Origin of the sequence: Corynebacterium uropygiale (assembly GCF_021568315.1) — a bacterium.
Taxonomy (GTDB): Bacteria; Actinomycetota; Actinomycetes; order Mycobacteriales; family Mycobacteriaceae; genus Corynebacterium; species Corynebacterium uropygiale.
The window spans coordinates 74,664-87,833 of record NZ_JAKGSI010000002.1 but is presented as its reverse complement, the minus strand read 5'-3'; the positions used below and the strand labels follow the sequence as shown (position 1 = coordinate 87,833).

Annotated in this window: 11 protein-coding genes; 6 read left to right on the top strand and 5 right to left on the bottom strand. The window is 67.6% G+C overall.

Features of this window, described 5'->3' with window-relative positions; translation table 11 throughout:
- Nucleotides 1–3: 3 nt before the first annotated feature.
- From hisB to L1O03_RS03880, 5 genes are all read right to left on the bottom strand, one after another.
- Nucleotides 4–618 carry an imidazoleglycerol-phosphate dehydratase HisB gene (hisB, locus tag L1O03_RS03900; protein WP_236118501.1) on the bottom strand — a complete coding sequence of 205 codons (615 nt, stop codon included), beginning with the start codon at nucleotides 616–618 and terminating at the stop codon, nucleotides 4–6.
- A 29-nt stretch (nucleotides 619–647) separates the two neighbouring features.
- On the bottom strand, nucleotides 648–1,757 hold the full coding sequence (locus tag L1O03_RS03895) for a histidinol-phosphate transaminase (protein ID WP_236118133.1): 1,110 nt from the start codon (nucleotides 1,755–1,757) through the stop codon (nucleotides 648–650).
- 2 nt (nucleotides 1,758–1,759) lie between these two features.
- The gene (hisD, locus tag L1O03_RS03890) at nucleotides 1,760–3,115 is read right to left on the bottom strand and encodes a histidinol dehydrogenase (protein ID WP_236118500.1); all 1,356 of its coding nucleotides are present in this window, start codon (nucleotides 3,113–3,115) and stop codon (nucleotides 1,760–1,762) included.
- 98 nt (nucleotides 3,116–3,213) lie between these two features.
- On the bottom strand, nucleotides 3,214–3,837 hold the full coding sequence (locus L1O03_RS03885; RefSeq protein WP_236118132.1) for a hypothetical protein: 624 nt from the start codon (nucleotides 3,835–3,837) through the stop codon (nucleotides 3,214–3,216).
- Nucleotides 3,838–3,846: 9 nt separating this feature from the next.
- Nucleotides 3,847–4,209 carry an Rv0361 family membrane protein gene (locus L1O03_RS03880; RefSeq protein WP_236118131.1) on the bottom strand — a complete coding sequence of 121 codons (363 nt, stop codon included), beginning with the start codon at nucleotides 4,207–4,209 and terminating at the stop codon, nucleotides 3,847–3,849.
- A gap of 425 nt (nucleotides 4,210–4,634) precedes the next feature.
- On the opposite strand from L1O03_RS03880, the gene L1O03_RS03875 reads away from it, so the two are divergent.
- The 6 genes from L1O03_RS03875 to L1O03_RS03850 are packed head-to-tail and all read left to right on the top strand — an operon-like array spanning nucleotide 4,635 to nucleotide 13,167.
- Nucleotides 4,635–5,243: a TetR family transcriptional regulator gene (locus L1O03_RS03875; RefSeq protein ID WP_236118130.1), complete on the top strand. Its 609-nt coding sequence runs from the start codon at nucleotides 4,635–4,637 to the stop codon at nucleotides 5,241–5,243.
- Between the two features lie 52 nt (nucleotides 5,244–5,295).
- On the top strand, nucleotides 5,296–7,491 hold the full coding sequence (gene glgX / locus L1O03_RS03870; protein ID WP_236118129.1) for a glycogen debranching protein GlgX: 2,196 nt from the start codon (nucleotides 5,296–5,298) through the stop codon (nucleotides 7,489–7,491).
- Nucleotides 7,492–7,519: 28 nt separating this feature from the next.
- A complete protein-coding gene (locus tag L1O03_RS03865; protein WP_236118128.1) occupies nucleotides 7,520–8,989 on the top strand; it encodes an exonuclease domain-containing protein in 1,470 nt (489 codons plus the stop codon).
- Between the two features lie 40 nt (nucleotides 8,990–9,029).
- Nucleotides 9,030–9,626: a hypothetical protein gene (locus L1O03_RS03860; RefSeq protein ID WP_236118127.1), complete on the top strand. Its 597-nt coding sequence runs from the start codon at nucleotides 9,030–9,032 to the stop codon at nucleotides 9,624–9,626.
- A gap of 42 nt (nucleotides 9,627–9,668) precedes the next feature.
- Nucleotides 9,669–12,137 carry a malto-oligosyltrehalose synthase gene (gene treY / locus L1O03_RS03855; RefSeq protein ID WP_236118126.1) on the top strand — a complete coding sequence of 823 codons (2,469 nt, stop codon included), beginning with the start codon at nucleotides 9,669–9,671 and terminating at the stop codon, nucleotides 12,135–12,137.
- The gene (locus L1O03_RS03850) at nucleotides 12,124–13,167 is read left to right on the top strand and encodes a GTP pyrophosphokinase (protein WP_236118125.1); all 1,044 of its coding nucleotides are present in this window, start codon (nucleotides 12,124–12,126) and stop codon (nucleotides 13,165–13,167) included. The genes treY and L1O03_RS03850 overlap by 14 nt, the downstream gene beginning before the upstream one ends.
- Nucleotides 13,168–13,170: the final 3 nt, after the last annotated feature.

The following is a 13,170-nucleotide window of genomic DNA, read 5'->3' as shown; positions in this document are numbered from 1 at the left end:
CGGCTAGAGGGCTCCCTTCGTGGAGGGCACGCCCGTGACCTTGTCGTCCCGCTCGACGGCCTGGCGCAGCGCCCGGGCCACCGCCTTGTACTCCGCCTCGGTGATGTGGTGCGGGTCGCGGCCATAGTGGCAGCGGACGTGGAGCGTGGTCCGGGAGTTGAGGGCCAGAGTCTCAAAGAAGTGCTGGTTGATGACGGTGGCGTAGTGGCCGCCGATGATCGCCGTCGTCATGTACTCCGGCTCCCCCGTGAACACGATGTAGGGGCGGCCGGAAATATCGACGATGGCCTCCACCAGGGACTCGTCCATGGGCAGCTGCTGGGAGCCGAAGCGGCGGATGCCCTTCTTATCCCCGAGCGCATCGAGGAGCGCCTGGCCAAGAACGATCGCCGTGTCCTCCACGGTGTGGTGGGCGTCGACATCAATGTCCCCATCCGAGTGGACGGTGAGGTCGAAGTTGCCGTGCACGCCGAAGGCGGTGAGCATGTGGTCAAAGAAGGGCAGGCCCGTGTGGATGTCGACGGAACCAGAGCCATCGAGGTTGATCTCTACCGTGATGACGGACTCGCTCGTCGCGCGGCTGGCGCGGCCGATCCGATCCTGGGGTTCCTCCCCCACGAGCCCCTGGGCTCGATCTGCACGATCTGTCACGAATTCTTCCTTCCAATCTCGCGGGCGGCGGCGAGGAACGCGTCATTCTCCTCCGGCAGCCCCATACTGACACGCAGGTAGCCCTGGACTCCTACGTCACGGATGAGCACCCCGCGATCGAGGAACTCCTGCCACGCCTGGTGCTGGTCCTCCCAGCGCCCGAAGAAGAGGAAGTTCGACTGGCTGGGGATGACCTCAAAGCCCATCTCGGTGAGGGAGGCCTCGACGCGCTCCCGTTCCTTCACCAGCGTGGCGACCGTCGCGAGGGTGTCCTCGCTGTGGCGAAGCGCGGCGATGGCCACCGCCTGGGTGAGGACCGACAGGTGATAGGGCAAGCGCACGAGCATGACGGCCTCCACAAACGCGGGGGCGGCCACGAAGTAGCCCAGGCGCCCGCCGGCGAAGTCGAAGGCCTTGGACATGGTGCGGGAGACGACGAGGCGCTCCGGGAACTCCTCGATGAGGCTCACCGCGCTGGGCTCGGAGGAAAACTCCTGGTAGGCCTCATCCACGATGATGATCCCGGGCGCAGCCTCCAGCAGCCGGCGGATGTCCGCCAACGAGGTCACCCCGCCGGTCGGGTTATTCGGCGTGGTCACCATGATGATGTCCGGCTGGTGCTCCTCGATGGCCGCCAGCGCCGCCGCTATGTCGATCTGGAAATCCGCGGTGCGCGGGCAGTTAATGAAGCGGGTCTGGGTGCCGTCGCTAAGAATCGGGTGCATGGAGTAGCTCGGCTGGAAGCCGAGCACGCTGCGGCCGGGCCCGCCAAAGGCCTGGAGAAGCTGCTGGAGGACCTCGTTGGACCCGTTGGCGGCCCACAGGTTCTCCATGCTCACCTCCACCCCGGTCTGCTCCGAGATGTAGTGAGCGAGCTCCGTGCGCAGGTCCACGCAGTCACGCTCCGGGTAGCGGTTGAGCGTGTGCGCGAGCCCCCGCACCGTTTCAACGATGTCCTCGATGAGCGCCGGCGAGGGAGAGTACGGATTCTCATTGGTGTTGATCTGCACCGGCACCGTGAGCTGCGGGGCGCCGTAGGCGGACTTGCCGCGCAGCTCCTCACGCAGCGGCAGTGCGCTGAGCGGCGTGGTCGACGCGAGTGTCATGTCTAGTTCTCCTCGGTGGTGGTCGTCGAGCTCATTGCGGCGGAGAGCTCCTCCTCCGTAAAGCGGGCGCGCACGGCCTCGCCGTGGGCGGGCAGGCGCTCCTCTTTAGCGAGGGCAATCACTGCGGGGGCCACCCCGCGCAGACCCTCCTTGTCATACTCCACCAGGTGCACCGCGCGGAGGAAGGTGCGCGTGTTGAGGCCCGAGTTGAAGCGGGCCGTCCCGGAGGTCGGGAGCACGTGGTTGGAGCCGGCGGCATAGTCGCCGAGGGGCACGGGCGCGTAGGTGCCGACGAATATCGCGCCGGCATTCGTGATCCGCCGCGCCACCGCGGTCGCGTCCTCGGTGTGGATCTCCAGGTGCTCGGCGGCATAGGCGTCAGCCGCGGTGATCATGGCATCCAGGTCATCGACCAGCACAATCCCGGACTGTTCGCCCCGAAGCGCCTGCTCCACGCGCTCGTGATTCTGCGTGATGCTGTAGCGCGCCTCGATTTCTTCGTCGACGCGGCGGGCCAGCTCCTCGGAATCCGTGATGAGGACCGAGGCGGCCATGACATCGTGCTCGGCCTGGCTGATGAGGTCATAGGCCACGGCCACGGGGTCGGCGCTCTGGTCAGCCATGACGGCGATTTCCGTCGGGCCGGCCTCCGCGTCAATCCCCACGACGCCGTTGACGATCCGCTTCGCCGCGGTGACAAAGATGTTCCCGGGCCCCGTGATCTTATCGACGGGCTCGAGCCCCTCGTCATCATCGCCATAGGCGAGGAGCGCGACGGCCTGCGCGCCGCCAGTGGACCAGACCTCGTCCACGCCCAGGAGGGCGCAGGTCGCGAGGATGGTCGGGTGCGGCCAGCCGCCGTGATCGGCCTGGGGCGGGGAGGCCACCACCATGCCCTTCACACCCGCCTCCTGCGCCGGGACCACGTTCATGATGACGCTCGAGGGGTACACGGCCTGGCCGCCGGGGACGTAGAGCCCCACCCGCGCGATGGGGAGGAAGATCTCCCGGACCTGGGCGCCGTCGGCGAGGGTCGTCGTGTGTTCGGCGGGAAGCTGGTCCGCGTGGACGGCGCGGACGCGGCGGATGGTCTCCTCGAGGGCGGCGCGCAGCTCGGGGCTGAGCTCCGCGAGGCAGCGGTCCATCACGTCGCGGGGCACGCGGATGGCCGGCGGGCGGATGTGGTCAAACTTCTCGCCGAAGTCGAGGGCCGCAGCGGCGCCGCGCTCCTTGACCTCATCCACGATGGGGCTCACGGTCGGAATCATGGCGGCCACGTCCGTCCCGCCGCGCGGCAGAGCGGCGCGGAGCTGCCGGACGGAGGGGGTGCGGCCTCGGAGGTCAACAAGGTTGAGCATGATGGGGGTCTCCAGGAAAACTGTCGTATCGCGGATCTTCGCGTGTTCCATTGTAGGGGGAGACCACTTCTGCTCTTTGTCCAGGTCCTGGCTCCGAGCTATCGGGCGGGATCGCCCTCCCCCAGCACCCGGCGCGGGGCCGCCTTGCCGGGGGCCTGCGGCGCTCCGGCGGGCTCCTCGGGATACTCCGGGCCCTCGGGAGTCGTCGTGACCGTCGCCGGCGTCGTCTTCCGCCCCCGCCGCGAGGACACAATCCCCGAGTCCAGCACCATGCCAATCCAATAGGCCAGCCCCGCGATGAACGGCCCCACGAGGTAGGCCACACCCGGCGCGACCCTCGGGACGACGCTCACCGCGTCCCCCTCCGCCAGCGCGCTGAGGTCTGGCGTCGGGTGCACCGCCATGGCGGTGGAGTCCCCCGCCACGTGGAACACGAACCCGCCGACCAGGCAGAGAAGGACCACCCAGAGCATCATGCCCAGCCCCCGTTGGGTCCACAGGTGCACGAGCACTCCAACGACGAGGGAGATAAGCACCGTGATGATGACGAACCAGGCATAGCCGAGGAACTGAGGGCTCGTCCCGGGGTCCGAGGCGGGGACGAGTCCGTCGGCTACCTTCACCCCGGGCATCCCGGGGCGCAGCAGCCCACCCCACACAATCCCCCCGAGGAGGAAGGCCGCGAGGATTCCGGCAAGGCTCAGTGCATAAGAACGAATCACAGGCTCACTCTAATTGCAGAACGTCCACTGTCCATTTTCGCGCAGGAAGCGCATGGTGCTCGTGTGGGTCTGGCCATTGCCGGACACGGAGGTCACGAGGGCTGAGGCGTTATCGCCATCGACGCGCACATCCTCGACGGCCTGGATGCCGGATCCTTGGAAGCCCGGCAGCTGGGCCACGGGCAGGTCGGGGACCTCTCCACGGTCAAAGGCGGCATCCCCACCGTTTTGGTCGACGACCTTCTGGCAGGCGTGGTGAAGCATGTATTCCGCGAACTCACGGGTGGTGGTGACCTGGTATTGCCCCTTGAGCAGGCCCTCGATGGCCTGCTGTTCCTCGGCGGAGGCGGGCGCCCCCTGGATGGGATCCACCTGGCCGAGCGCTTCGGCGCCGGTATCCGTTGCGGGATCCTGGTTCTGGGGCTCCTGCGGGGCGGGTTCCGGAGCGGGAGCCGGGGAGCTTTCTTCAGCGCTGCTCGAGGAGCTCGACGTGCTGCTGGACGAACTGCTGGAGCTCGAGGAGCTCGTGCTCCGGCTCGGGGTGGTCGACGTGGTAGACGCGTCCGTCTCCCCATCCTGACCACATGCGACTAGCCCCAGGGGGAGCAGCAAGGTGGCGGCACACATTGTGGTCGTGAGAGCGCTAAAACGAGGCACTGGCAATTCTCCTGATCTGGCCGCTCCGCGCAGGCCGTGGTTCTCTAACGCAGCACACAATACCAAGAACGCACAATTCCGATTAGACGTGACCTGAGAATTTCCGTGTCTTTCACAGTCAAACTGGTTAAGGTGGTGGGGTGCAGTTAACCCGAGCGAGAATCCTCGACGCCGCCCTTAGCATCCTCGACGAGTACGGCCTGTCCGATCTCACGATGCGGCGTCTCGCCCGGCACTTGGAGGTCGCCCCGGGGGCGGTTTACTGGCACGTGGCCCACAAGCAGGAGCTCATCGCGCTCGTCGCGCAAAAGATCGTGGAGCCGGCTCTGCTCCCGGCGGCGGAGCCCGCGGAGGATGCTCGCGCGGGGCGGGCGTCGGCCCCTCCCCTCCCCACCCCGCAGGAGTGGTGCGAACAGCTGCGTAACCTGCTGCTGGCACATCGCGACGGGGCGGAGCTCGTGGCGGCGGCGACGGCGATGTCCTCGCTCCGGGAGGACCTACATGCGACGGTCATGTGGATTCTCGCGAGTGCGTTTCCTCAGCTCAGCGAGGCGGAGCGCCATCACGGCGCGATGACCATCGTGCATTACATGCTGGGCGCGGTGGTGCTGGAGCAGTCCGCGAATCAGGCGCGGGAGCTCAGCCCGGCGGAGGGCTCGGTCTCGCTTGCCGAAGATATTGATACGGCGCGAGGGGTAGAGATCATCCTCACAGGCCTTCGCCAGCTGTCGGAGACGTCACCCGCCTAGTGCCCCGCTACGATGCGCGTGCGAGAGCGGAGAAAGGGTATCGTGGTCCACTATGTCTGTTAGCTCTTCCTCTGCACTTCAGGTATGGCCTGGTGATCCGTATCCGCTCGGGTCCACCTACGACGGCGCCGGAACCAACTTCGCCATCTTCTCGGATGTTGCAGACAAGGTAGAACTGTGCCTCGTCGACGACGACCTCAATGAGCAGACCATTGAGCTCACGGAGGTTGACGCCCACGTGTGGCACTGCTACCTCCCGGGCATCCAGCCGGGACAGCGCTACGGGTACCGCATCCACGGCCCCTATGACCCCCACCAGGGCAAGCGATGCGACCCCTCCAAGTTCCTCGTCGACCCGTATAGCCGGGCCTTCGACGGGGAGTTCGACGGGCACCCCTCCCTCTTCAACTACGACATCAACGATCCGGACAACCCGGATTCCCGCAACACGGAGGACAGCCTGGGGCACACGATGACCTCCGTCGTCATTAACCCCTTCTTCGATTGGGGCGATGAGCGGGCGCCCCGCACCCCCTTCCACGAAACCGTCATCTACGAGACCCACGTCAAGGGCATGACGATGACGCACCCCGACGTGCCCGAGGACCTCCGCGGCACGTACGCGGGCCTTGCCCACCCGGCGGTGATCTCCTATCTCAAGGAGCTGGGGGTGACCGCGATGGAGCTCATGCCCGTCCACCAGTTCCTCCAGGATGACCGCCTCCGCGAGCTGGGCCTGCGCAACTACTGGGGCTACAACACCTTCGGCTTCTTCGCCCCGCACCAGGACTATGCCGCGGCGAAGAACCCCGGCGGCGCGGTGAGCGAATTCAAGGGCATGGTCCGCGCCTACCACGAGGCGGGCATCGAGGTCATCCTCGACGTCGTGTACAACCACACCGCCGAGGGCAACCACCTGGGGCCCACCATCGCTTTCCGCGGCATCGATAACGAGGCCTACTACCGCCTCGTCGACGGGGACCCCTACCACTACATGGACTACACGGGCACGGGGAACTCCTTTAATGTGCGCCACCCGCACTCCCTCCAGCTCATCCTCGACTCGCTGCGCTATTGGGTGACGGAGATGCACGTCGACGGCTTCCGCTTCGACCTCGCCTCCACCCTCGCCCGGGAGTTCCACGACGTCGACCGCCTGGCCACCTTCTTCGACCTCGTACAGCAGGACCCGGTGGTGAGCCAGGTCAAGCTCATCGCGGAGCCGTGGGACGTCGGCGAAGGCGGCTACCAGGTGGGCAACTTCCCGCCGCTGTGGACGGAGTGGAACGGTAAGTACCGGGACACGGTCCGCGACTTCTGGCGCGGCGAGCCCGCGACGCTCGGCGAGTTCGCCAGCCGGCTGACCGGCTCCTCCGACCTCTACGCGAACAACGGCCGTCGCCCCACCGCGAGCATCAACTTCATCACCGCCCACGATGGCTTCACCCTCAATGACCTCGTGAGCTACAACGAGAAGCACAACTCCGAGAACGGCGAGGACAATCGCGACGGCGAGAGCCACAACCGCTCCTGGAACTGCGGCGTGGAGGGCCCGTCGGATGACGAGGAGGTGACGACGCTCCGCGCGCGCCAACGCCGGAACTTCCTCACCACCCTGCTGCTCAGCCAGGGCACCCCGATGATCTCCCACGGCGATGAGATGGCCCGCACCCAGGACGGCAACAACAACGTCTACTGCCAGGACAATGAGATCTCCTGGATGGACTGGGATCAGGCGGAGGAGAACAAGGCCCTCCTGGGATTTACCCGCCGCCTGCTGAAGATCCGCCAGAATCACCCGGTCTTCCGCCGCCGCAAGTTCTTCGCGGGCGGGCCGCTGGGCTCGGACGTGCAGGATCGTGACATTGCGTGGCTGGTGCCCTCGGGCAAGCTCATGACCCAGGATGATTGGGACTTCGCCTTCGGCAAGGCCCTCATGGTGTACCTCAACGGCACCGCGATTTCGGAGCCCGACATGCATGGCCGGCCCGTCGTCGACGACTCCTTCCTCATGATCTTCAACGCCCACTACGAGCCCATCGACTTCACCCTCCCCACCGAGGACCTGGGCCAGAGCTGGCAGCTCATGATCGACACCACCGTCGATAATGGTTATCCCGACGACCCGGTGACGATCCCGGCGCGCGGAACCATCTCCGTCCCGGAGCGCGCGACGCTGCTGCTCAAGCAGACCGAGGGCCCGACGCACAACCAGTCTGCGCCGCGCTCGGGCGGGGACTTAGAGTAGAGCTCAATCGAGAGAAAGGACGAGGATCGTGATCTCTGGCCAGGGCGCCCAGCTCAGTGTCACGGCGAGCGATATCCGCCTGCACTACTCCCCGCTCTGTGCCTCTCTGCGCGGGGAGGCACCCACCATCGCGGTGGCGGATGTTACCGGGGTGAGCCTCGTCGAACCCACCGCCTACCTGGGCGGACATGTCCTCCTGCGCTATGCCCCCGAGGGGCAGGAGGAGACGGAGATCGCGGTGCCTTTCGCCCCGCAGCGTGCCGCCGAGGCGCGGGAGTTCGCCGAGGCCGTGGAGGCCGCCCGCCGCGGCGAGTCCATCGCGGAGGAGGCCCAGCCGGCCGCCCCCGGCTTCGCGGGGCTCACCTTCAGCGCGGTGAACATCGCGGCGGCCAACGCGGAGCAGGGCTCCATCTGCCAGATCGGGCTCGCGAGCGTGCGCGACGGGGAGCTTCGCTCCCACACGCAGTGGACATGCCGTCCCCCGGAGGGGCTCGACGAATTCGACCCGCGGATGAGCGCCATCCACGGCATCAGCGCCGAGGACTGCGAGGGGCTTCCCCGCTTCGCTGAGGTCTGGCCGGAGGTAGCGAAGGCGATTGGCAGCGATGTGCTCGTGGCGCACCGGGCGCAATTCGACCTTGCTGGCCTCCACGCGGCGTGGCGGGCCAGCGGCATCCCCGTCCCCGAGCTGCACTACGGCTGCAGCCACATCCTTGCCCTCCACGCCGGCCTGCCCCTCACGCGCACGCGCCTGAGCGATCTCTGCGAGCACCTGGGCGTTGAGGCCCCCGAGCACCACGATGCGGAGAGCAGCGCCATCGCGTGCGCCCGCATGATCCTGGCCCTGGCCGGCCTCCTCCACCCGGAGGCCTCGCAGCTGAGCGTCGTGGAGCTCTTCGCCTCGCGCGGGCTCCTCCTCGGGGTGAGCACCGAGGACACCCTCTACCCCGTCCTCGCAGACGCCTTCCACCGCGCGGATGCGGAGGCCTCGCGCTCCGCGGGTGAAGAGTCCTCGACGCCCGATTCTCGGTGCATCGCCAGCCCGCCGGACGGGGCGGGCCAGGCGGGCACGGACTTCCGCTCCGGCGGCAGGTCCGGCACTAAGAATGCTGGCGCTGCCGGGCGCGGCGGGGGTTCGGGGCGTCGTTCTGCTCGGTGGAGCCGCGTGGCTCAGCCGGAGACCATCCCGGATCCCAATCCGGACGCCGACCCCGAAGGCGAGCTCTACGGCCAGAATGTCACCCTGAGCGGGGATTTTGCCCCCTATGACAAGGGCGAGCTCTGGGATGCCCTCGCCGAGCGCGGGGCGAGCATCGGCAAGAACGTCACGAAGAAGACCACCCTCTTGGTTGCCGGCCCCTGGGGGAAGAAGACCTCCAAGCACAAGCGCGCCGAGGAGCTCCAGGAGAAGGGCCAGGACATCCGCATCTGGAGCGCCGAGGAGCTCTACACCGCCCTCGGGCTCAGCCGGCACGTGGACGAGGAGCCTCCCTTCTAGGCCCGGGAACCGTCGCGGGGAGCGCGCGGTCCTAGGGGTTATGAGTATCGTCACCACACCTCCCACCGCCCTCATCCCCGCCATCCACCCCTATTCCTGGTCCGAGTCGACGCTCGGTGGGCCACACCGCGCGTTTATCGCCCTCTCCGCCGACTTATGCATGGGGCTCCACGCCCTCTCCCACCAGGGGCATGACCTGGTGATGCCGGGGCGCCCCTTAAGCCTCCACGACGTCGGCGAGCTCGGCCTCAGCGTCCACCGCGCCTGGGACGAGGCCGCCCACCGCATCATCGATTTCGCCCGCACCGAGGAGGGAATCGGGGTGCGAACCCGCCGCATCCAGAAACACATCGGCATCAGACTCCCGGGACTCCAGGTCTCCACGTATGGGGCGCCGCCGGGCTCCTGGCTCGCCCACCCCTACCCCTTCGAGCTCCTCCACGAGCACATCCAGGGTCTTCTGGGCTGCGAGCCCCACTACCTCCTCCCACGGGAGGACCTGCTCATCGCCTTCCCAGCGGGGCACCCGCGGCTCGCCGAGGCCCAGCGATGGGCTCGACGCCAAGGCCCCACGCTCCCGCTGGCCGCGCTGCGATTCGACGGCGGCTTCCCGGCGCGCGTGCACCCAGATGGTTAGGCTGGGGTGGCGAATCAGACCAAGCCTTCGAAGGAGTTGTCTATGTCTGCGCCGTCCCGGCGTCCGATTACCGCCACCTACCGCCTGCAGATGAGGGGGCCACAGGCGGACGAGTCCGGTAATGGTCGGGCTTTCCGGTTTAGTGATGCGGAGGAGATCGTCGATTACCTCGCCGACCTGGGCATTAGCCACCTCTACCTCTCCCCCATCTTCCGCTCGCCGGTGGATTCCTCCCACGGCTACGACATCATTGATCCCACGGAGATCAACCCGGAGCTCGGCGGGCTCGAGGGGCTGCGGAAGCTCTCGGCCAAGGCGAAGGAGCGGGGGCTCGGGATCATTATCGACATCGTGCCCAACCACGTGGGCGTGGCCCGGCCGGAGCTCAACTCCTGGTGGTGGGACGTGCTGAAGAATGGCCGCGAGTCGGAGTATGAGCCCTTCTTCGACATTGATTGGCACGAGGACAATGGCGCCGGCGGCAAGCTGGGCCTGCCGATCCTGGGCCAGCCCGGGGACGAGGACACACTCGAGTTCACCGAGGTCAACGGCGATGAGGCCCTCGCCTACTACGATAATTACTTCCCCATCGCCCCCGGCACCCGGCAGGACGGGGACACTCCCCAGGAGGTCTACGCCCGCCAGCACTATTGCTTGAAGTTCTGGCGCGACGGCGTCATCAGCTACCGCCGATTCTTCTCCGTCAATGACCTCGCGGGGATCCGCCAGGAGGACGCCCGCGTCTTCGAGCACACCCACGGCATCATCCGCCGGCTCATCGCCGAGGACTTGATCGACGGCGTCCGCGTCGATCACCCCGATGGCCTCAGCGACCCCTTCCACTACATCCAGCGCCTGCGCGACCTCGTCGGGCCGGATCGCTGGCTGGTCGTCGAGAAGATCCTCGGCGTCGACGAGCCCCTCGACCCCCGCCTCCCCGCCGACGGCACCACCGGCTACGACGCCCTGCGCGAGTGCGACGGCGTCTTCATCAGCCGCGAAGCCGAGGACACCCTCAGCATGCTCGCTCTCCACTACACCGGCTCCACCTGGGATGACACCGCGATCCGCGCCACGGAGGAGCAGCTCAAGCGCGAGGTGGCCAACAGCGAGCTCGCCGCGGAAGTGCGGCGGCTGGCCCGCGCGATTCGCCGGGATAACTTCTCGACGGCCGGCAGCTCCGTCGATGAGCAGTTGCTCCTCGACACGATCGAGGACCTCGTCGCGGCGATCCCCGTCTACCGGGCGGATTACATCTCGCTCTCGCGGGTGACGGCCACGGTCGTCGCGGACATGGCCCGTCGATTCCCCTCCCGCCGGGACGCGCTCGACCTCATCGTCGCCGCCCTCCTCGCGAAGAAGGAGGCCAAGGTGCGTTTCGCGCAGGTCTGTGGTGCCGTCATGGCAAAGGGCGTGGAGGACACGACGTTCTACCGCGCCTCGCGGCTCATCGCCCTCCAAGAGGTGGGCGGGGACCCGGGCCGGTTCGGCGTGTCGGCCGCGGAGTTCCATCTCCTCCAGCAGGAGCGGGCGAGCCTGTGGCCGCACGCCATGACCACGCTCTCCACCCACGACACGAAGCGTGACGAGGATGTCCGCGCCCGGATCATCGAGCTCACGGAAATCCCCAACGAGTTCGCGGAGACGGTGCGGCGCATCTTCGCCCTCGTCCCCGCCCCCGACTCCGCCACCGGCTACTTCCTTCTCCAGAACCTGCTGGGCATCTGGCCGGCCGACGGCCAGGTGAGCGAGTCCCTGCGTTCCCGCTTCCACGCGTACACGCTCAAGGCCCTGCGGGAGGCGGGCCTGCACACCACGTGGGTGGACCAGGACAGCGCCTATGAGCAATCCGTCCTCGACTGGTGCGATGCCCTCATCGACGGCCCCGCCAGCACGCAGATCACGGACCTGGTCCAGCGCCTGTACCCCGGTCAGGTGGCGATCAGCGTCGGGCGGAAGCTCCTCCAGCTCATCGGGCCGGGTATCCCCGACGTCTACCAAGGCGCCGAATTCCTCACCGACTCCCTCGTCGATCCCGATAACCGTCGCTTCGTGGACTATGTGGCCCGCCGCCAGGCCCTCCAGGCCACGGCCGGGCCACTGCCGCAGGACACGGACCTCGCGACGATGCCGCACCGGGTGAAGCAGAAGGTCGTGGCCACGGCCCTGCGCCTGCGCCGGGCCTACCCGGAGATCTTCCGGGATGGCGGCTACGAGCCCGCCTTCGCCGAGGGCCCTGCCGAGTCCCACGCCGTGGGCATCGCGCGCCTGGCCCCGGAGGAGGAAGGCCCAGAGGCGGTGAAGGTCATCGCGGTGGCGACGCGCCGCCCGCTCATCCTCGCCGAGCGGGGTGGCTGGAAGGACACGACTTTCACCCTCCCCGCCGGACAGTGGACCGAGCTCATCACGGGCGCCACCTTCGAGGGCACCATCGCCATGTCCGATCTGCTCTCCCCGCTGCCCACCGCCCTCCTCGTCCGCTCGGAGCTCGCCGACGATGTCGAATCCTAAGGACGCCCCGCCAGTGCTGCCGGAACTCTCCGAGCGCTATCACCGCTGGGTGGCAGAGCATCCCCGGATCGCCCACGACGTGGCGGCGGACGTCGAGGATCTGCTGGTCGACGCCGGGGTCACCTTCGACGCCGTCACCGCCCGCGTGAAAACCTGGCCGTCGTTTCTCGCAAAAGCCCAGCTCCGCCGCGAGGACGGCAGCCTCGTCTACCCAGATCCCTGGGAGAACATCCATGATCGCGTGGGCGTCCGCGTGACGGTGTACCACTCGACGGAGATCCCCCGCGCGATCGCCGTCCTGCGGCATTCCTTCCGCGTCATCAAGGACGTGGACAAGACCGAGGAGACGCGCATCTCCGGGGGCTTTGGCTACGGTTCCCACCACCTCGTCGTCGAGGTCCCCTCGAACACGCCGGACCTCGGCGCGTACACGGGATTGTGTTTCGAGGTGCAGGTGCGCACAGTGCTCCAGCACGCGTGGGCGGAATTCGAGCACGACATCCGCTACAAACGCGGCGAGCAGGAACTGGACCCGCAGGTGGATCGGGCGTTCACGCTGGCGGCGGGGCTCATCGAGCTCGCGGATCAGCAATTCGACCAGATCGCCACGATCCGTTCCGGGGTGGATAATCCCGCGGAGGACGTCGACATCCAAGCCGAGACCCTGCCAGGGGTGCTGGCGGTGTACCTCGGCAATGACTTCCCGCTCTCCCGCGTCGAGCACTATCGCTGGCTCGAGCAGCTCCTCCGCGCCCACGGGATCACGCAGGTCAAGCAGCTGCGCTCACTCACCGACCGCGCCGAGGTCCGCACCCTTCTCCACGCGATGACATACCGCTTCCGCCCCAGCCAGGTTCGCATTGTCGACGACCTCCTGCTGCTGCGTTATGGGGAATCTCACGTTGAGCGCACGGGGAACACGGGCAAGCGCCCTGACCAGCGGCCGGAGCGGCTACGCCGGCGCCTCGAGCAGCTTCGCGCTGCGGGGCTCAGCCCCGGGGAGTCCCGCGCGGACGGGGAGGTCGGCTAACCT

What these genes read in the sequence shown, in the direction of transcription:
- L1O03_RS03895 (WP_236118133.1), bottom strand. Translation starts at nt 1,757, where the DNA reads ATGACACTCGCGTCGACCACGCCGCTCAGCGCACTGCCGCTGCGTGAG.
- hisD (WP_236118500.1), bottom strand. Translation starts at nt 3,115, where the DNA reads ATGCTCAACCTTGTTGACCTCCGAGGCCGCACCCCCTCCGTCCGGCAG.
- glgX (WP_236118129.1), top strand. Translation starts at nt 5,296, where the DNA reads ATGTCTGTTAGCTCTTCCTCTGCACTTCAGGTATGGCCTGGTGATCCG.
- L1O03_RS03860 (WP_236118127.1), top strand. Translation starts at nt 9,030, where the DNA reads ATGAGTATCGTCACCACACCTCCCACCGCCCTCATCCCCGCCATCCAC.
- treY (WP_236118126.1), top strand. Translation starts at nt 9,669, where the DNA reads ATGTCTGCGCCGTCCCGGCGTCCGATTACCGCCACCTACCGCCTGCAG.
- L1O03_RS03850 (WP_236118125.1), top strand. Translation starts at nt 12,124, where the DNA reads ATGTCGAATCCTAAGGACGCCCCGCCAGTGCTGCCGGAACTCTCCGAG.